The 19,459-nt window shown below is 62.4% G+C and carries 12 protein-coding genes; 10 read left to right on the forward strand and 2 right to left on the reverse strand.

Annotated features, from left to right (window positions below):
* Positions 1–217 precede the first annotated feature (217 nt).
* The 8 genes from VHX65_13185 to VHX65_13220 all read left to right on the forward strand — a co-directional run bounded on the left by VHX65_13185 (position 218) and on the right by VHX65_13220 (position 11,040).
* Complete coding sequence (locus tag VHX65_13185) at positions 218–1,264, forward strand: class I SAM-dependent methyltransferase (GenBank protein ID HEX3999499.1); 1,047 nt, start codon at positions 218–220, stop codon at positions 1,262–1,264.
* 268 nt (positions 1,265–1,532) lie between these two features.
* Positions 1,533–2,870 carry an NADH-quinone oxidoreductase subunit NuoH gene (gene nuoH / locus VHX65_13190; protein ID HEX3999500.1) on the forward strand — a complete coding sequence of 446 codons (1,338 nt, stop codon included), beginning with the start codon at positions 1,533–1,535 and terminating at the stop codon, positions 2,868–2,870.
* Positions 2,860–3,492, forward strand: coding sequence for an NADH-quinone oxidoreductase subunit J (locus VHX65_13195; GenBank protein ID HEX3999501.1), 633 nt, complete (start codon positions 2,860–2,862; stop codon positions 3,490–3,492). Before nuoH ends, VHX65_13195 begins: the two co-directional genes overlap by 11 nt.
* 131 nt (positions 3,493–3,623) lie before the next feature.
* Complete coding sequence (gene nuoK, locus VHX65_13200) at positions 3,624–3,968, forward strand: NADH-quinone oxidoreductase subunit NuoK (GenBank protein ID HEX3999502.1); 345 nt, start codon at positions 3,624–3,626, stop codon at positions 3,966–3,968.
* 112 nt (positions 3,969–4,080) lie between these two features.
* Positions 4,081–6,630: an NADH-quinone oxidoreductase subunit L gene (locus VHX65_13205; protein HEX3999503.1), complete on the forward strand. Its 2,550-nt coding sequence runs from the start codon at positions 4,081–4,083 to the stop codon at positions 6,628–6,630.
* Between the two features lie 174 nt (positions 6,631–6,804).
* Positions 6,805–8,670, forward strand: coding sequence for an NADH-quinone oxidoreductase subunit M (locus VHX65_13210; GenBank protein HEX3999504.1), 1,866 nt, complete (start codon positions 6,805–6,807; stop codon positions 8,668–8,670).
* Complete coding sequence (locus VHX65_13215; GenBank protein ID HEX3999505.1) at positions 8,667–10,436, forward strand: NADH-quinone oxidoreductase subunit N; 1,770 nt, start codon at positions 8,667–8,669, stop codon at positions 10,434–10,436. Before VHX65_13210 ends, VHX65_13215 begins: the two co-directional genes overlap by 4 nt.
* A 145-nt stretch (positions 10,437–10,581) precedes the next feature.
* Positions 10,582–11,040: a hypothetical protein gene (locus tag VHX65_13220; protein ID HEX3999506.1), complete on the forward strand. Its 459-nt coding sequence runs from the start codon at positions 10,582–10,584 to the stop codon at positions 11,038–11,040.
* Positions 11,041–11,144: 104 nt separating this feature from the next.
* Here the strand turns inward: VHX65_13220 and VHX65_13225 are convergent, their stop codons facing one another.
* Both VHX65_13225 and VHX65_13230 read right to left on the reverse strand, forming a co-directional pair.
* A complete protein-coding gene (locus VHX65_13225) occupies positions 11,145–11,705 on the reverse strand; it encodes a cyclic nucleotide-binding domain-containing protein (protein ID HEX3999507.1) in 561 nt (186 codons plus the stop codon).
* A gap of 343 nt (positions 11,706–12,048) precedes the next feature.
* The gene (locus VHX65_13230; protein ID HEX3999508.1) at positions 12,049–13,284 is read right to left on the reverse strand and encodes a Glu/Leu/Phe/Val dehydrogenase dimerization domain-containing protein; all 1,236 of its coding nucleotides are present in this window, start codon (positions 13,282–13,284) and stop codon (positions 12,049–12,051) included.
* Between the two features lie 345 nt (positions 13,285–13,629).
* On the opposite strand from VHX65_13230, the gene VHX65_13235 reads away from it, so the two are divergent.
* Positions 13,630–16,995, forward strand: coding sequence for a hypothetical protein (locus tag VHX65_13235; protein HEX3999509.1), 3,366 nt, complete (start codon positions 13,630–13,632; stop codon positions 16,993–16,995).
* A complete protein-coding gene (locus VHX65_13240; GenBank protein ID HEX3999510.1) occupies positions 16,992–19,253 on the forward strand; it encodes a hypothetical protein in 2,262 nt (753 codons plus the stop codon). Before VHX65_13235 ends, VHX65_13240 begins: the two co-directional genes overlap by 4 nt.
* Positions 19,254–19,459 lie beyond the last annotated feature (206 nt).

Here is a 19,459-nt window from a genome sequence, read left to right on the forward strand (position 1 = left end):
CCGATGCGGCGACCAGCCCGGGGCGCGTCGCCGCTAGCGTGCATTCTCGCGCGAAACCGATTGACGCCGCTGGCGCATTGCGGTACTTTTCGCCGCCTCTCATTTCGTTTCCGATGAATAATGCGGAGTTTTGCGCATGGGTGAGCCGGCGAAGACCAAGGTTCGGCCGAAAAATGACGTCTCCACAGACCGCTCTGCCCTTGCGGGAGAGGGCGGGGTGAGGGGTTCGAAAAGCGAAAGTTATTTTTCGGCCGAACCCCAGGCCGAATCGAAACGCTGCGATCTGTGCGACGGCACGGACTTCGAACTCATCGCCCGGCACGACCGCCGCGGCAAAGAGCTTCCCACCGGCTTATGCACCGCCTGCGGCCTGGTGTCGCATTGGAAAATTCCCAGCGAAGTCGACCTGCAAGATTTCTACGCCACTCATTATCGCCGCGAATATCACGGCGAAACCACGCCATCCGCCCGCCGCGTCATGCGGGCATGGCGAACCGCCAAGCGGATTCAGCGGCAAGTCGGCCCGTCGCTCGCGCCGGGAAGCGACGTATTCGACGTCGGGGCAGGCATCGGCTGCGTGGCGAAAGTGTTCGAATTGGCCGGCCATCCGGCGTCGGGCATCGAACCGAATTTCGGCTTCCAGGATTTTTCCAAGAACCAACTGAGGGCCCGCGTCGAGTCGGGCGATTTGTGGGACGTGCCGCGGCAAGCCGCCTGCGACACGGTGCTCTTGATCCATGTCATCGAGCATTTCCGCTCGCCACGGCAGGCGCTGCGCCACATCCATGGCATTCTCAAGCCGGGCGGACAGCTCTATGTCGAATGCCCGAATCTCGGCGCTCCCTTCACGACGCGGCCGAAGCTGTTTCACCTCGCCCACATCCACAATTTCACCCCTGCCACGCTGGAAATGCTCGCCCGCCGTTGCGGCTTTGAAATTGTGCGCTGGTTTTCCAAGCCGGCGGATCCGAATCTGCAAGTGCTGCTGCGGCGGATCGAAACGGAGCAATTGGAGATTATTGCCGGCAGCTACCGCCAAACGATGGCCGCGCTGGAGCGCTTCGGCCCCTGGTCGTACCACTTGCGCTTGAGCTACCTTCTTCCCCGCGCCGTCAAGTTGCTTTCGTATGCGCTCGAATACGCGATCGCCGATCGCTATGTGACGCGCATTCTGGGCAACTGCGCCGCCGCCGCCGAGGCCGCGGCAAAGGCAGCCGAGAAAAACGCCCCCGCCGATTCTTCCGATCAACGCTCCGCCGCTTGATGCGGCCATCTCACGGCGCGATCAAAAATCTTCTCCGGCGGGGGCTTGTCGGCTTGGGGCACTTTGTGCCATATTTCACAAGCTCAAAAGGCAATGGCTGGCCCGCGTTTCGGTCCGCTCGCCGCGCAGGCGCAACGGCTCGAAGCGTTGGACCTTTCGGCGGGGTCCGCTGTTCCTTCGCTCGCACCGTTTTGCCGAAGCCTTTTGAAGCACACAATTTCCGGCGCATTACCGAACGTCGCTCCCGCTTCAGGATGAATCGTAGCCGGTGGCCGAGTTCTTCAACAATTCGTGGGGACTGGCCCCCTGGGCCGCCAATACGCTGGCCGCATTGATCCAGGTCTTCCTGCTGATCAATGTCGTTGCGGGCGGCGCGCTCGTCTTCATTTGGCTCGAGCGCAAGATCGCCGGGCGAATTCAAGATCGCCTCGGGCCGACGCGCGTCGGCGGGAAGTTCGGCTGGCTGCAAACGCTGGCCGACGGCCTGAAACTGCTCACCAAAGAAGACCTGATGCCCAACGGGGCCGATGGATTCTTGTTTCGCGTCGCGCCCTACGTCAGCTTCTGTGCGTCGTTCGCGGCCTACGCGGCCCTGCCATTTGCCTTCGATTGGGTCGCGCTGCCGATGAATGTCGGCGTGTTTTTCATCATTGCCGTGCTGGGCCTTGAGGTGTTTGGCGTGATTCTGGCCGGATATGCCTCGGCGTCGAAGTGGTCGCTGTTCGGGGCGATGCGCGAGGCGGCCCAAGTGGTGAGCTACGAAGTGCCGCTGGGGATGTGCGTCGTCGTGCCCGTGCTCATCGCCGGAACGATGGATTTGGTGAAAATCGGCGAAGTGCAACAAGGCTGGTTCTGGAACTGGCTGGTGCTGCACGACCCGTTTACGTTCATCATCTTTTGGGTCTATTTCACCTGCGCGCTCGCCAGCGTCAATCGCGCCCCGTTCGACCTGGCCGAGGCGGAAAGCGAACTCGTCGCCGGGTTTCACACCGAGTATTCCGGCTTGCGGTGGAGCTTCTTCTTCATGGCCGAATACGGCTCGATGTTCGCCGTCAGCGGGCTGGCGGCCATTTTGTTTTTCGGCGGCTGGAACGGCCCGCTGCCGATCACGCACTGGCTCGGGCTGGCGTCGGCCACGAATCCATTGTTGCACTATCTCGGCAACCTGCTGGGCATGATCAACTTCATGGGTAAGTGTGTCGCGGGCGTGATCTTCATGATGTGGGTCCGCTGGACGCTGCCGCGGCTGCGGATCGATCAGGTGATGAAAACGTGTTTGAAATACTGCACGCCGATCGCGGCCGCGATGTTTTTGGGAGCGGTGGTTTGGACCTATTGCTTCCCGGGCGGACTTTGGCTCCCAACGCCGCGGCCGATGGGCGATGTGCGCGAAGAATGGCTGGGGAGCCCGCGGTTCGAATCGGGCGCTGTCGGCACAAGTTCGGCGGCCGACGGGGCCGCGGAAAAAGGTGGTCGCGCCGGTCGCGCCGCCCCCTCGCTAGCGCTTCGGGCTAGTGTGGGGCCGGCACGTGCGGCGTTAGCCCGAAGCGCTAGCGAGGGAGGCGGCGGCGTGCGGCCGTCTCCCGAAAGCGGACATGGGGGCTGACGCCGTGCAACCGATCAATTGGCATTCGGTCTTTTTCCTGCTGTTTTCGCTGCTGGCGTGCTTGTTCGCGCTGGCCGTGGTGTTTTCCAGCCACATCGTGCGGATGGCGTTTTACTTGGTGCTTTCGCTGGGGGCCACGGCGGGATTGTTTTTCCTCGCCGGTGCGGATTTCGTCGGCTCGATGCAATTGCTGATCTATGTCGGCGGAACGCTCGTGCTCTTGGTCTTCGGCGTGATGCTCACGGCCCAAGGGCCATTCGTGTCGATGAAGACACGTGGCGGGGAATGGATCCTGTCGGCACTCGTGGGCGGAGCGCTATTGGCAGTGCTGTTGCAAGCCGCATTTCGAATCCCGTCGTGGCAAAATCACCGGCCGGCGGACGCGAACGAAATGACTTCGGCGCAATCCCAACCGACCGCCACGCGATTGGGTCTGGGGCTATTAGGGGCTCGCGTCGATCGGCTCGATCAACCGGAAACACCGCTCACGGCCACCATGGCCGGATATTTATTGCCGTTTGAAATCGTGTCGGTGCATTTGTTGGTGGTGTTGATCGGAGCGGCTTATTTGGCCCGAACAAAGCGCCGAGCGAAGCCGCGCGCGGCTGCCACGGACGCGTAGGTCAGCCGGGGGCGAAGGGGCGAAGGGCCCCGCCGGCCGGGGCGAGGGGGACAGTCCCCGACGCCGAAATAGGGGACGGTCCCCGACGCCAACAAGGGGGACGGTCGCCGGTCCACTCAAGTCTCAAGCCTATGAACCTCTTTACCGAACCCGTCGGCGTGTCGCACTTCCTCGTGGTCGGGGCGGTGCTGTTCGTTTGCGGCGTGGTGTGCATGGCCACGAAGCGGAACATTTTGGGCGTGCTGATGGGAATCGAATTGGTGCTGAACGGGGCGAATGTGAATTTCATCGCCTTCGGGGCCAAATTCCTGCGGACCGACCAGAACATGTCGATCGGCTTGGATGGGCAATTGATCGCACTGTTCGTGATCGTGCTGGCCGCGGCCGAGGCGGCAGTGGCGTTGGCCATCGCGCTCAACTTTTACAACAACCATTCGACGATCGACATCGATCAGGCAGATGAATTGAAGGGATAACGCAGTAGGCACAATCGTGTGCCGTCAGCGGAAGGGCGGCGGACCGCGTTGTGAAAAATTACCGCGAACCGGCAGGGCAGACGGCACACGGAGTGTGCCTGCTAGTTTAACGATGAATTTAGCTTCCACATTACCGGTGCTCTTGGGCCTGGCTTGGCTCTTGCCTCTGGTGTCGTTTGCGCTGATCGTATTTTTCGGTCCGCGAATGGGGCAGCACGGCAGGCATGCCTCGACCGTGGCCACGGCGGCGATCATCGGCGCCTTCGTGCTTTCGCTGGTGGCGCTGATCGGCTGGATCGCCAATCCGCCGGAAAACGCCGCGGAATCGAAAGAAGCTCAAGCCGAAGCCCACGCGCTCACCGCGCCCAGCAAAACCGCACCGGCGCCGATCGAAAAGGCAGCGCCGGAAAAGACGCCGGCAAAAACGCGGCCAGGCGTCGGCCCGGCAGTGGGTGGCCCCGTTGGCGAAGCCGTGGAAGAAGAGCGGCAAGCCTTGCCGCGCACCTTCAGCGGCGATTGGTATACGCTCGCCCAATTCGGCCGCCTGCGGCTCTCGATCGGCTACTACATCGACGCCCTCACCGTGTTCATGTTCACGATGGTGACGCTGATCGCCTCGTGCATCCACGTCTACGCCAGCGGCTACATGCACGACGAACTGCACGATGTGACCGATCACGAAGTGACGCTTGCCGACGGCCAGCACCTCCATCGCCGTGGGCGCTATCATCGGTTCTTTCAGTACCTCTCGCTGTTCTGCTTCAGCATGCTGGGGCTGGTCATCGCGGGCAACATCTTCATGGTGTTCGTGTTTTGGGAACTGGTCGGCATTTGCTCGTATTTCTTGATCGGGTTTTACATCGAGCGGCGCAGCGCTTCGACCGCCGCCAACAAGGCGTTCATCGTCAATCGCGTCGGCGATTTCGGCATGATCATCGGGCTGATGGCAATCTGGGGCGGGCTGGGTACGTTCGCATTCGGCGATACGCGTGATGCCCAGGGGAACGTGACTGCGCAGGGCATTTTCAGCCTCGTGCGTCCGGCGAGCAACGACTACAAGCTGCAACCGCCCGACGGATTGGTCCGCTCGGCAGCGCCGCAGCTTGTCAGCCAGATCGTGCTCGATCATGCCGGCGCGCCGGATCTCTCAAACGCTAACTCCGAAATCGACGCCGAAATCGGCGATTGGCGCGCGGGCAAACGGGTGACGACGGATGAGAATGGCGCCGCCCTGCCCGACCCGACGCATTATGGCTATTTGCTATTGGTCGTGGCGGGATTAGGGATCTTTTGCGGCTGTGTCGGCAAAAGCGCGCAATTTCCGCTGCATGTTTGGTTGCCCGACGCGATGGAAGGGCCGACACCCGTGTCAGCGCTCGTGCATTCGGCGACGATGGTCGCGGCGGGCGTTTATTTGGTGGGGCGGTTTTATCCGGTCTTCGCCCCATCGGTGCTGCTGGTGATCGCGATCGTCGGCGCGATTACGCTGGCCCTGGCGGCAGTGATCGCGATCACGGCCGTCGATATCAAGCGCGTGCTGGCCTATTCGACGATCAGCCAATTGGGCTACATGATGCTGGCGATGGGTGTCGGCGGCTGGTTGGCAGGGCTGTTTCATTTGATCACCCACGCGTTTTTCAAAAGCCTGCTATTTCTCTGCTCCGGGTCGGTGATCCATGCCACGCACACCAACGACATGCGGCTGATGGGCGGCCTGCGCAAGAAAATGCCCTGGACGGCCTACACGATGCTCGTCGGCTGCCTGGCGATCAGCGGCGGGGCGATTCCGTTTTTGATCGGCTTCAGCGGTTATTACTCGAAAGACGGCATCATTGCCCAGGCCCTGTCGTTCAAGCAAGCGAACTCGAACCCCTGGTGCGGTTCGTTCTACTATGTAGCAGTGATCGGGGCCGCGATCACGGCGTTTTACATGTTTCGCCTCTGGTACATGACGTTTGCCGGCACGCCCCGCGATGCGCATGTGCATGCGCACGCTCACGAATCGCCCAAGGTGATGTACGTGCCGCTGGTGATTCTGGCGGTGTTTGCGTTGGCAATCGGCTGGCCGATATTTGGGTTGCCGAATTTGCTCGAGCAAGCGCGGCCGGCCGGCATCTTGCCGACGGTTACAGGCGGCGTGTTTGCGCCGTGGCTCGTGCATCCGAGCGAACACCTGTCGCACCATGTTCATGGCACCGCGACGATCTGGGCCACGGCGGCCGGCTTCGGCGGAATTTTGCTGGCCACGATTATTTACCTGTGGCGCATGCTCGATCCGGCGGAAGTGGCCGGCCAATTCGCCCCCATCTATCGGTTGATATGGAACAAATTCTATTTCGACGAGTTGTATCAGGCCGTTTTCGTCGCTCCGGTGATGTTCATTTCCCGGCGCGTGGCGGATTTCGATCGCACGCTGATCGACAGATTCATCAATTGGTGTGCCAAGGCGGTGCGTCGCGTGTCGTCGGTCGACGATGCGATCGATCGCTGGTGCGTCGATGGGCTGGTGAATTTCACCGCTCGATGGATTCATGGCGCCGCAGTGTCGATGCGCGGCATCGAATCGGGCCGGCTGCGGCAGTATGTGATGTGGATCGTCATCGGCACGGTCGGCCTGTTCGTGTTGGCGAGCTTTTTTTGGAACGTGAATTGGGGAGGCTAAAGTAGCAGGCAAATTCCGTGTGACGTGAAGGCCGAAGTAAGAATAGCATCGTTCGGCAGCGCCATCCTCGCTAACGCTTCGGGCTAGCGTGGCGGGTGGCGACGCTACACTAGCCCGAAGCGTTAGCGAGGACGGATGGCACGCGGAGCGTGCCTGCTACGGAGAAATCGCAGTATGACAAATCCATACGTTGTGCCATTGAGCTTGCTCGTTTTTCTGCCGGCATTGGGCGCCCTAGCCTTGGCGTTTTTTCCCAAGGACCGGCCCGAAACGGTGCGGCGGTTCGCGCTGTTCATCACGATTCTCACCTTCGCGCTTTCCGTGTGGCTGGCATGCGGGCCATCGGTCGCGCCCGGCGGTGTCAAGCCCGACACCGCCCGATTCGGGATCGGCCTGAAGGGCATGCAGGACATCTTCTCGGTCCCTTGGATCAGCTCGTTCAATATCTACTATCTCATGGGCATGGATGGCATCAGCTTTCCGCTCGTGTTGCTGACGACGTTTGTCAGCATGCTGGCGATGGGGGCAAGCTGGCCGATCACCAAAAGCGTCAAGGCCTATTGCATTCTGTTTTTGCTGTTGGAAACGGGCATGCTGGGCGTGTTTTTGGCGCTCGATTTCTTCCTGTTCTACGTGTTTTGGGAAGTGATGCTATTGCCGATGTATTTTCTCATCGGCGTGTGGGGCGGTCCGCGGCGTGAATACGCGGCGATCAAGTTTTTTCTCTACACGCTCTTGGGCAGCGTGCTGATGCTGATCGCGATTCTGATGCTCTATTTCAAGAGCGATCTGCGCACGCTCTCGCCGGAGCAACTCACAGCGACGCACGTTGCCGAAGCTCCCGCCGACGCCGCAGCGATCAAATCGGCCGCGACTCCGCAACACACGTTCAACATCCTGGCGTTGCAGAAGATCGGCCAATCGCCAAACTCCGCGTTCGGCGATGAATTGCTCTGGGGCAAGAGCGTGGGCTGGTGGGCCTTCTTGCTGCTGTTTATCGGATTTGCGATCAAGGTGCCGGCCGTGCCTCTGCACACATGGCTTCCGGATGCGCACGTCGAAGCACCCACGCCGATCTCGATGATTCTCGCGGGCGTGCTGTTGAAGATGGGGGGCTATGGCATCATCCGAATTTGTTTTCCGATCTGCCCCGGCGGCGGTTATGAACTGAGCTATTTCGTGTGCGCGGTCGGCGTGCTGAGCATGGTGTATGGCGCTTTTGCGGCGATGGCCCAAAAGGATTTCAAGCGCCTCGTGGCCTACAGCTCGGTGAGCCATATGGGCTACGTCGTGCTCGGGCTCGGAGTGTGGAGCGCCAACAGCGGGCATGTTTACAACCCACTTTACTGGTCGATGGGCGTCAACGGGGCCATGTTCCAAATGATCGCCCACGGCATCAGCTCGGCCGGCATGTTTTTCATGGTCGGCGTGGTCTACGACCGCGTGCATCATCGCAATCTCGATCAGTTCGGCGGGCTGTTTGCGCGGATGCCCGTCTATTCCGGCTTGGCGATTGGCGTCTTTTTCGCCGGCTTGGGGTTGCCTGGCTTGTGCGGATTCATCGGCGAATTTTTGGTGACGCTGTCGGTGTGGAACTACAGCCACGCGCTGGCGATCATCTCCGCGGCCGTGGTGATTCTGACGGCCGGCTATATTTTGTGGACGATTCAGCGCGTTTATTTGGGGCCGGAATACAAGGGCCCACACGGCGACCATCTCCATCCGATCACGCCGCGAGAGATCGCCATTGCCGCGCCGCTTTTGGCGCTTGCAATCCTGTTCGGCGTTTATCCGCAAGCGATTTTCAATTACATGGAACCGAGCGTAACGGGGCAAGTGAGCCAATTGGCCGACTGGACCCGCACGGTGCACGATCGGCCTGCGCAGGTGGCGAGGGATGACCAGTTTCCAAGGTTGGGTGCCATGCCCACTGCCTTGAGTGGGCACGTGTCTAGTACCCTACCGCGAAGCCAAAACATGCCCACGCAAAGCCGTGGGCATGGCACCACCAACGAGCAACCAACGGCTTTCGTTCAATGATCCCACTCGTTGCCCAATCCAGTCTTTCGCAGCTCGTCGACGCGCTGCTGCGCGACACCGCGGCAGTCAGCCTGCCGGCGTTTCGCACGGAGCTGACGCTCTGCGCCTCGATCGTGCTCCTGCTGCTGGTGCGGGTGTTTTTCGGCAGCGATCGGGTCAGTGCGTTTTTCCTGGCGCTCGTCGGATCGCTGGTGGCGCTCTATTTCGCGCTGCCCTGGACGCAGCCGGCGGGGCTATTGGTCGACGGGCATGTGGTGCGGCATGAGTTCTTCACCGGCATGTTGGTCTACGATTCGCTGGCGCTCTATTTCCGCGCGCTGCTGATGTTCTTTGCCGTGCTGTTCGTGCTGCTCACGCGGCTGACCGGAATTCCCGATCGCGAAGACGCGCCCGACTTTTATGTCCTGATGCTCGGGGCGACGCTCGGCATGTGCCTGATGGTGACCGCCAATCATCTGCTGACGATCTTTTTGGGCGTCGAGATGGCGAGCGTGCCTTCGTATGCGTTGGCGGGGATGCTCAAGGGGCGCCGCAAGAGCAGCGAAGCGGCGTTGAAATACTCGGTCTACGGGGCCGGGGCGGCCGGCATCATGCTCTATGGCATCAGCCTGTTGGCCGGCGTGCTCGGCTCATGCCACTTGCCGACGATGGCTAACCAACTGGCCGCGATGGTGCAGTCGGGCCACTTGGGCGATAGCGCGATGGTGTTGGTGCTGGGCGGGCTGATGGTGATGGTCGGGCTGGCATTCAAGCTCTCGGCGGTGCCGTTTCACTTCTGGTGCCCCGACGTGTTCGAGGGGGCCAGCGCCGAGGTGAATGCCTTTCTTTCGGTGGCCTCGAAAGCGGCGGCATTGGCGCTATTGATCCGGGTGGTGGTCGGGTTTGGATTTATTGCTCCGGCGAATGGCGTTGCGAGCGTTGCCGATATGGCAACACCGGTCGCGTTCTCGGTCGCCGATAATGGAAAAACGCTGGTTGCGGAGCGCGTCGCGAGCGACGCGGCCAACCAGCCGGTGGTCGATCCACCGCACGACGCGCGGATCATGGCGCTTGCGCCGGCGCGAAATTTCATGGCGATCCTGGTCGCCTTTTTGGCCGCGATCACCTGTACATTCGGCAATATGGCCGCCTACGGCCAAACCAATATCAAACGCCTGCTGGCGTATTCGACGATCGCGCATGCCGGCTACATGATGATGCCGATCGCGGCCGGGCTGGTCTTGGCCGGCAAGAATCCGGCGGCAGCCGAGACGGCTTTCGCCGCGGTGCCGTTCTATGCCGGCGTTTACCTGTTCATGAATCTGGGCGCGTTTGCGATCGTGGCTCTATTGCGCAATCAGTTGCGGAGCGAAGAGATTGCCGACTACGCCGGGCTGGTGCGCAATTCGCCGGGGTTGGTGATCGCGCTGGGCGTGATCGTGTTCAGCCTCGTCGGGATTCCGCCGCTGGCCGGCTTTGCCGGAAAGCTGGTCATTTTTTCGACGCTCGTCGACGCGATCAACCACGACGCCGCCCGGGGCTTGATGATCACGCTATTGGTGATCGGCGGATTGAACACGGCCCTGGCGCTGTTTTACTATTTGCGGGTGATCAAGGTGATGACCTTCGAGCCGGAGCCCGACGAGCGGCCGCCGTTTACGTTTCCGCTGGTTTCGTTTTCCGGAGCGTATATCGTGGCGATCAGCGCGCCGGTGTTGTTGTTGGGACTGTGGTGGAACGATTTGTACGTTTGGGCCGCCGCGGCAACCGCCCATTTGTTGTGGTGACAGAGTAGCAGGCACACTCCGTGTGCCGTCTGCGCCGCAGCAGGGCTTTCGAATCGTTTCCGTTTGACGGCGTTTTATCGCGGCCGACGGCACACGGAGCGTGCCTGCGACGTTGACGTTCATGGCTTCGCGAGGCGGAAATTTGATGCGACAACACGAAGCTCAAGATGTGCTCGGCCGGCTGTTCGTGCTGCTTTATCGTTCGCTGCCGATGTATCTGGCCGAGGCCATGCCGTGGACGCATCCCGGCGGCGAGCAGGCGCAGCGTGTATTGGCCGGAATGGTGGCCGACGCCAAAGCGTATTGCCAGCGGATTGCCCAGCGAATCGCGCAGCTTCGTGGCCGGCTGGATCTCGGCGAGTTTCCGATGGAATTCACCGATCTCAACATGCTTTCGCTCGACTATCTGCTTACCGAACTGGTGCGCTGGCAGAAGGCGGACATTCGCAGGATCGAAAAACTGGCTACCGAGCTTGCCGCAGAAAGCGACGACCATGCGCTGGCCGAAGAGGTGCTCGGCAACTGGCGCGGGCATTTGCAATCGCTCGAAGAACTATTGCACCGCCCCGCCGGTCCGCCGCTAAAAATCGCCGCGGCCTCCTGATCGTCGTGCCAGCGGCGCGGCCGTCCTCGCTAACGCTTCGGGCTAATATGCCGTAAACGCACAGCAGCCCGAAGCGCCAGCGAGGGTGCACCCACCGAATCGAATTACAGATTCCAGTTGGCGCAAAGCTTCTCGCGGAAGGCGCTCCATTCGCGCGTGTGTTCGGCGTTGCTCGGCTGATGGGCCAGCAGTTCGGCGATCCAATCGTCCATGCGGCGAAGCCGTTGGGCCATCACTTCCACGACGTTGTGGGAGAGCTTGTAGGCAGCCATCACCCCTTCGTCGAGCAAGTCTTTGTAGTCGGGGTAAGAAATCCGCAGCAGTTGCACGGCCGATTGGGCCCGCACGTCGGCCGAGTGCGGCGCCGGATGAAAGAACGACATTTCGCCGAATTGATCGTACGGCCCGAGCACCGCCAACACGAACGCCGCGCGGACCAACTTGCCGTCGGGCGCCGGTTGCTGCACGTGCTTGACCACTTCGCATTTTCCTTCGATCACGACCGACAGCTTGCGGCACTCTTCGCCTTGGCGAGCGATCGTCGCGCCGGCCGCCCAAGGCTCGAGCCGAGTGATCTCGGCCAATTGGCGCCGTTCGGTCGCGTTCAAATTCCGAAACAACGGTATTTCAGCGAGCAGTTTGTCCAGCACGATGTCGGTCGTCATGATCCACCTCCGTTTAGGAATCTCGAAATGAGCGCGCGTCGAAGGAAAACTCCGTTGCTCGCCCCCGCCGTCCTCGCCAACGCGTCGGGCCAGTGGGGCGTGTGGTTGAGGAACACTAGCCCGACGCCTCAGGGAGCACTTCGGAAACCGAAGCTATCTCTCCGGGCCTTTGGGCCACGACCGGTCGATTAAATGTAGCTCTGCGATCCGCGTGCCGTTGCGGCGTCCGTGGATAACCGCTAAAGCTCGGCCGAAAAATAAGTTCCGTTTTTTCGCACCCACTCACCCCTGCCCTCTCGCGCAAGGGGAGAGGGGCTTGCGGAGAGTTATTTTTCGGCCGAGGCTAAGTTATGCCGCCGAGCACGGTGGCGCGGCCCACCCGGCCGATGCCGAGCATGAATGCGGCCGTCCGCAACGACACCTTCCGCTCGACCGATAATTCCCACACGCGCTGGAAGCCGTCGGAAAGCACGTGGTCTAGCTCCTGGCGCACCCGGTTGATGCCCCATTGGTAGTGTTGCCGATTTTGGGCCCATTCGAAATAGCTGGCCGTGACGCCGCCGGCGTTGGCCAGGATATCGGGCAGGATGATCGTGCCGCGCTTGGCGAGGATCTCGTCGGCGTCGGGCTCGGTCGGGGCGTTGGCCCCTTCGACGATGATCGGGGCCTTGATGCGCGGTGCGTTTTCGGCCGTGATCACTCCCCCAAGCGCCGCGGGGATCAATAGCTCGACATCCAGCTCGAGCAGGGCCGCGTTGCTGATCCGCTCGGCTTCGCTGTAGCCCTCGAGCGTGCCGCGATGTTCGCGCGTGTAGCGGAACATGCCCGTTAGATCGAGCCCCTTGGGATGGAAATAGGCGCCGCTGATATCGCTCACCGCGACGATCTGGCACGTCGCCTCGCCGAGGAATTTGGCCGTATGCGATCCGACGTTGCCGAAGCCCTGGATCGCCACGCGCGTCAGCTCCGGCTTGCGGCCGAGCCGGCCCAACAGCTTCATCACCAAAATGCCGACGCCGCGCCCGGTGGCTTCCTCGCGGCCGGGCAGGCCGAACATTTCGACCGGCTTCCCGGTCACGCAGGCCGGGCTGAAGCCGTGATATTTGGCATATTGGTTCATGAACCAGGCCATCACCTCGGCCCCCGTGCCCATGTCGGGAGCAGGGATGTCGCTGTCGGGCCCGATGAGATCGTGAATCGCATCGACGAATTTGCGCGTGATGCGTTCGACTTCGCGGAGGCTGAGCCGCATCGGATCGATGGCGATGCCCCCTTTGGCGCCGCCGTAGGGGAGATTGACCACGGCGGTTTTCCAAGTCATGAGCGCCGCAAGGGCCCGCACTTCATCGAGATCGACCTGCGGATGATAGCGCAGGCCGCCTTTCATCGGTCCGCGGGAATTGTTGTGTTGCACGCGATAGCCGATGAACGTGGCCAGTTCGCCGTCGTCCATTTCGACGGCGATCTGCACCTGCACTTCGCGTTTGGGGATGACGAGCAAGCGGCGCATATTTTCCGTCAGATCCATCTGATCGGCCGCGCGATTGAAGTAGATTTGCAGCGCGTCGAATGCTCGCATGGGAGGAAGGCTTTGAGGCTGTGAGGCTGTGAGGCTGTGAGGCTGTGAGGACGGATTCCACCGACCTCCTATGTGAATTGATGTGGCAGCGCCAATCTGTGGAATCATAGTGCTGCCGGGCTGGGGGCTCAAGGCGGACGCTGCCGACGTCGAAGCGGCGTCGTGAAACCGCTTTGCAAACATGCTTGCCGGCGCGTACCATGAATAGCGGAGAGGCTTGAGGCTGGCGGTCCGGGGAATCCGGCTCGGACCACGGCAGCGGACTGGCAGCGTCGCGCGGCGGGGGTTCTGGTCGCGCGGTCGTGCCTCAAGCCTGTAGCCTCAAGCCTTTAGCCTTTCGCGCCCATGGCCGTTTCGATTCCCGATTTTTGGCGTTTGGCGGTGGAAAGCCGCCTGCTGGCGGCGGCCGACTGCGATCGCTTGAACGGCGAATTCGCGGTCGTGAAAGGCGCGGCGTCGCAATCGAATGCCGTTACGCTCGGCGAATGGCTCGTCGCCGGCAGGGCGCTGACGCGTTATCAAGCCCGAACGCTGCTGGCCGGGCAGGCCGGCCCGTTCTTCTATGGCGACTACTACGTCTACGATCGCATCCGCTCGAAAGAAGGCCGCCTGGCCGGCCTGATGCGCGCGATGCATATGCCGACGCGGCACCCGGTGCTGCTCTATTTCATCACCGGGGCTGCGGCAAAGGATCCGCAGTGGTGGCAAGTCGCGGTGCAACAAGTGGCATGGGCCTGTTCGGTTGGCCATCCGTTTGTCGCGCAGTGTTATCAGTTGCTCGAGCTGGGGCGATACAAAGTCGTGGCGATCGAAGATCTGCTCGGCGATCCGGCTGCGGGGGGCGAACGGCCGGCAGGCGCTGCCGACAGCACGCTCGCCGCCCGGCTTGCTCCGGGCGAACGGCTCGCGCCGGCAGATGCCTGCCGCGTGGCGTATCAGATCGGACTTGGACTAGCGCGGCTCCAGCAGTTGGGGCAAGTGCACGGTTCGATCTGGCCGGAAAATATCTGGCTGGCGGCGGATGGTTCGGCGAAACTGTTGCAAGTGCCGCTTGCGCCCGAGCCGGCAACGGGCCCCGGGCCGCTCGATTGGACGGCGGCCGATCCAAACGGCCGATTGTCGCTGGCCGCCGACTACGCGGCGCCGGAACTGGCCCAACTCGGCCGGCCCCCGGATATGTGCAGCGATGTCTACGCTCTGGGGGCGACGCTGTATCAAATGCTTTCCGGTTGGCCGCCGTTTCCGGGGGGCGACGCGGCCAGCAAACTTTCGCGGCATGCGTCGGAATTTCCGGTGTCGCTCGAGCAATTCGGCGCGCCGCAGCCCGTCGATCAGTTGGTCGGCTATTTGTTGGCGAAAGATCCGGCGGGGCGATACCAATCGGCGGCCCAGGTTGCCGAGGCTTTGGCCTATTTCGTCGATCCCGCGGTTGTGAGCTATGTTCCACCGTTCGCGGCGACCGCCTCGACCTACGACCTGTGGCTGGAGACGCAACCGCGAGTGCCCGGCATGGCCCCCGGCGCGATCCCGACGGCATCGAGCTTGGCGATCTACACGGCTGCTCAATATGAAGCGGCGCGAAACGGCGCTGCTCAAAATGCGGCGGCGGAGTCGGGCTTGGCGTATCCGATGCACCCTGCGGCACAGGACTACATGCCGGCTCCCGCCGGGCAACAGGGCTCCGAACAAGCTTCCTCGTTTTTCGAATCGATTCAGCCCACCGCTCCGGGCTACGATGCGGCCGGTTTCGTTGGAGCCGAGGCGAGTGCGCCACCGCCAGAGTTCGCGGATTGGGGAGCCGCCGCGGCTGCGGCGCCGCAAGAGTTCACCGCCCAAGCGGAATACGCAGCCGGGCCGTATGCAGCCACACAGCCCGCGGGCGGCGGCGCCGCCGTGGCGGAAGCGATGGTCGCCGCTGCCGCAGCACCGGCCGCACTGAACCTCGACGCCGTTCTCAATTCCGCTCCATTGCCGGTCAAATCAAAATCACGCAAGGCCGCGGGCTCCGCGGCGCCGAAAGCGAAATTGAGCCCGCTCGCTCTGGCAGGGCTCGGCGGCGGCCTGGCTGTGGTCGCCGTCGTTGTCGGCTTGGTGCTGTTCCGCGCACTGAGCGGCGGAACGGACGACAATGGGCAAGTCGCACTTGATACCACGAATAGCGCAACAATGCGTTCCATCCCCAACGGACCGACCAATCCGGGCGCCCTACCCGGAAAGGTTTCCGGAAATACCGGCGATCCCGGCCAATCGCCCAAAGCCCCGCCCGCCAGATCGCCCGCCAGCGGCGGCAACCAGACGCCGGTGGAGACCGTGCCCGACGATGGAATCTCGCTTTGGGCTTCGCCAACCGCGGGACCGCCGCTGCCGACCGATTACATCGCCAGCGGCGCGCAATTGATCCTGGCCGTGCGACCGGCAAACATCTTGCGCCACCCCGACGGCGACCAGTTGCTCCCCGCGCTCGGCCCTTGGGGCGACATTGCAGCCCATGCGGTGAAAGATGCGACCGGTTTGGATCTAAATCAGGTCGATCAGGTGTTGCTGGTGATTCACGACGGAGGAGACGGCAAGCCGGTCGCGACCGCGATCTTCCGCACCACGGAAGCAATGGCGCCCCAAGAACGGTTGCCGGCCTGGGGCAACCCCACGGCGACGACCGACGGCGACGCCACGTACTACCAAGGCGCCAAAGACTCATTCTTTCTTCCGGCGAAAGAAGGAGGCAAACTGCTCGTAGTCGGACCGACGGCGCAGATCAAAGAGATCATCCATCCGACGGACGGGCCGCCGGCAATGCCGCGCAGCCTGGAATTGCTCCTTCCCCACACGGATGCAAACCGCGACGTTTCGCTCGTGTTCGTGCCGGCGTATTTGTTCGGCGACGGCCAATCGGTGCTATCGGGTCCGCTCTTGGCGTTGAAAAAGCCGCTCGAGGATTATTTCACGACTGACGTGGGCGCGGCACAGCTCAGCCTGCATTTCGACGCAAACTTTTTCGCCGAGCTGCGCACGGTCGGGCTGCCGGGCAAGGAAGCGAGCACGCTTTCGGACGATTTGTTGCGGCGATTGAAGGCGGTGCCGGCGAACGTGGAAAACGATCTCGACGCCCTCAATCTGCATCCCTACGGCCGAAAGCTGCTCCGCCGGCTTCCGGAATGGATGCGGCTATTGAGCGATTACACGCGTGGCGGCGTCGATGCCGACGAACCGGTGCTGCGCTGCTATTTGCCGATGATCGCAGCGCCGAACCTGCTGATGGGAACGGAATTGGCCTTGGCCGAGCAGCCCATTCAAGGGAGCGGCGCCCTGGCGGGCGGGCCAAAAAAGCCGCAGACGATCGCCGAATTGCTGAAAAAGAAGACCACGCTTACCTTCCCTCGCGACACGCTGGAAAAATCGCTGCAATTGCTTTTCGAGGATGTCGGAATCAAATACGAAATTCTTGGCCCTGATTTGCAGTTGGAAGGGATCACCAAGAATCAATCGTTCGGCCTGGATGAGCACGACAAGCCGGTCGAGGAAATCCTCCAAAAAATCATGCGTTTGGCAAATTCGGACGGTAAACTAGTTTATGTGATCAAACCCGAAAAACCCGGCGGTCCGGAAATGCTGTTTCTGACGACCCGGGCTGCCGCGACGAAGCGCGGTGACAAACTTCCGCCGGGCCTGGAAGCCGGACCGGCCAAACCGACGCCCAAGAAGAAGTCGTGAAGCCCTTCGCCGTTTCTTGCACGACCTGCCGCGCTCGGCTGAAGGTTTTGGACCCTGCAGCGATCGGACAGATTCTGGCCTGTCCGAAGTGCCAGAGCATGGTTCAAATCGAGCCCCCGCCCGACTGGTCGCCCGACGACGAGGCGGAGGTTGCCGCGGCGGGGGTCGCAAGTGCTGCCGTTACGGGCAAACCTATCGCGCCGGCGTCGCCTCCGCTCGCGGTTTCACGCGCCGCGCCCGCCAGCGGCGACACCGCAAACGTTGCCGAAGCGGCGTCAAAATCGGCAATCGCGAAATCAGCGCCTGCATCGCAATCGCCAGCGAAGCCGAATGCGGCAACCGTGGTTGGAGCAGATTCGACGGCACCAGTTTCGGCAGCCGCAGTTTCGGCAGCCGCAGTTTCGCCGGCGGCAGTTTCGGCAGCCGCAGTTTCGCCGGCGGCAGCTACCGTCGCCGCCAATCAGCCAATCATTGCGGCCAGCGTGCGCCGTGTTCCGATTTCGCCCGTCGATGCATCGCAGTCGGCCGCGGAGGCGTCGCGTTGGTTTTGGCCGACCTTCAGCGGCGTGACATTGTTGGCCCTTGCGGCAGCAGGACTGGTGATCTACTGGAATCGGCACGACGCCGCGTCCGCCAGCACTCCGGCCAGCATGCAATTGAGCGCGGTCCCACCGAGCGTCGAAATGTCTGCCGCGCCGCAAAGCAAGACTCCGGAACCGGTGAAGCCGGTACGAACGGTTGCTGCTGCGGTCGCAACGCCATCGGCGCCGGCTGTTGCAGTTTCACCCGCTGTCCCGCCGAAGGCGGTCGGGCCGACAGTTGCACCGCCCGTTGCTCCAGCGCCTGTTCGCGCCGCTCCGCCGGCCAAGCGACCCGCGGCGCCGTCCGTTGCACAAGCAGCGCCGAACGTGCCGCAGCCAGTCGCTCCGCAGCCGACGGTTCCACAAGCCGTCGCGCCGCTGGTTGATCCCGCCGCTGGCGTTGCGGAAAGCGATCCGGCCACCGGGCCAATGCCCGATCCCACGCCGGCCGCAGCACCGCCGGCCGCAGCGTTGCCGGTTGCAGCGCCGCCGGTTGCAGTGTTGCCGGCTGCAGCGGCAGCCGCTCCCGCTGCGCTGCCGCCGATGGCTCGGCCGAGCCTGCAGCGAATCGCGCCGCGCGATGTCGATCTCGACGCACGGTTGGCCGATCGCGTGCAGGCAATCGAATTCCAGGAAGCGCCGCTTTCGCAGTTCTTGAGCGATCTCGCCCAGATGAGCACCGTTCCGATTTCGCTCGACGGCGACGCGCTCGCGGAAATGAATCTCTCGGCCGATATGCCGATTTCGGTGCAGCTCAAGAATACGACGCTGGCCGGCATCTTGGACGAAGCGCTGACCGCCCGTGGATTGGGCTGGCGAGCCGCGGGGCACCAAATCGAAGTCGGCCGCGCGCCGTCGCAACAACTTCGCCGGGTGCGTTATTCGGTGTCGGATCTGACCGGCAACTCGCCGGAATCGCGGTTGCAGTTTGCGGAACTGGTGCATGCGCTGATCGAGCCGAGCGGCTGGTCGGAAGCGGACGGGTCGGCGACGAGCGTGTGGTCGGATGGGGCGCTGATGGTGACGGCCGATGCATCGGCACACGCCCAGATGCTCGTGTTTTGCGAAAAACTGCGTCTCGCCCGCGGTTTGCCGCTGCGAAGTCGCGTGCCGGCCGAGCGATTCCATCTCGATTCGCGCACCGCCCACGCGAAAGCGGGCCTCAATGTGCCGATCACTGCAAACTTTGCCCGGCCGGAGTCACTGGAAAAAATTCTCGGTTATCTACAAAGCACGACGCATTTGAATCTGCTCATCGACCATGCCGCGCTCGCCGCCGACGGAATTTCGGCCGAGAGCGAAGGCGCTTTGGTTGCTCAGCAGCAGCCGTTGAGCCAGGCGCTGGCCGCGCTGCTGGAGCCGATGGAATTGACCTATCGCGTGATCGACGACCGAACGATCGAAATCACGACACCCAAGGCGGCGGCGGCCCGCGCGGAAGTCGAATTCTATCCGGCCGGCGATCTGCTCGCCGCGGGAAGCGAAGCGCACGAACTCGTGGCACGGATCACCCGCGAGCTTGCTGCCGCCGACCAAGCTGGGCCCCGCAATCCGGCGGCGCCGCGGCCCTCGATCCAGTTCGACGCGCCGAGCAAGTACTTGATCGTGCGAGCGCCGCAGAACGTGCAACATCGCATCGAAGCGCTGCTCGGAAGCTGGCGCATTGCGAAGCAATAAATGCTTCTGCTGCCCATAATCTTCACGAGCTATGCAAACTCGAGCCTGAATGGCTCATTCTACCAAACTTGAGCCTGAAAGGCTCATTCCGTCAGCCCAGGGCGGAGCCGCGTGAGCGGCGTAGCCCTGGGAATGTGGTGCAACGCATAGTCCGGCCCTGAAGGGGCCGTTCCACAATTCGTGGCGCCTTGTTGAAGGGCCCTGTC

The organism is Pirellulales bacterium, assembly GCA_036267355.1.
Taxonomy (GTDB): domain Bacteria; phylum Planctomycetota; class Planctomycetia; order Pirellulales; family DATAWG01; genus DATAWG01.

Bases quoted from the DNA above. Each gene is read 5' to 3' on its own strand.
- VHX65_13195 (HEX3999501.1), top strand. From the start codon at position 2,860: ATGGGGGCTGACGCCGTGCAACCGATCAATTGGCATTCGGTCTTTTTC.
- nuoK (HEX3999502.1), top strand. From the start codon at position 3,624: ATGAACCTCTTTACCGAACCCGTCGGCGTGTCGCACTTCCTCGTGGTC.
- VHX65_13205 (HEX3999503.1), top strand. From the start codon at position 4,081: ATGAATTTAGCTTCCACATTACCGGTGCTCTTGGGCCTGGCTTGGCTC.
- VHX65_13210 (HEX3999504.1), top strand. From the start codon at position 6,805: ATGACAAATCCATACGTTGTGCCATTGAGCTTGCTCGTTTTTCTGCCG.
- VHX65_13215 (HEX3999505.1), top strand. From the start codon at position 8,667: ATGATCCCACTCGTTGCCCAATCCAGTCTTTCGCAGCTCGTCGACGCG.
- VHX65_13220 (HEX3999506.1), top strand. From the start codon at position 10,582: ATGCGACAACACGAAGCTCAAGATGTGCTCGGCCGGCTGTTCGTGCTG.
- VHX65_13225 (HEX3999507.1), bottom strand. From the start codon at position 11,705: ATGACGACCGACATCGTGCTGGACAAACTGCTCGCTGAAATACCGTTG.
- VHX65_13230 (HEX3999508.1), bottom strand. From the start codon at position 13,284: ATGCGAGCATTCGACGCGCTGCAAATCTACTTCAATCGCGCGGCCGAT.
- VHX65_13235 (HEX3999509.1), top strand. From the start codon at position 13,630: ATGGCCGTTTCGATTCCCGATTTTTGGCGTTTGGCGGTGGAAAGCCGC.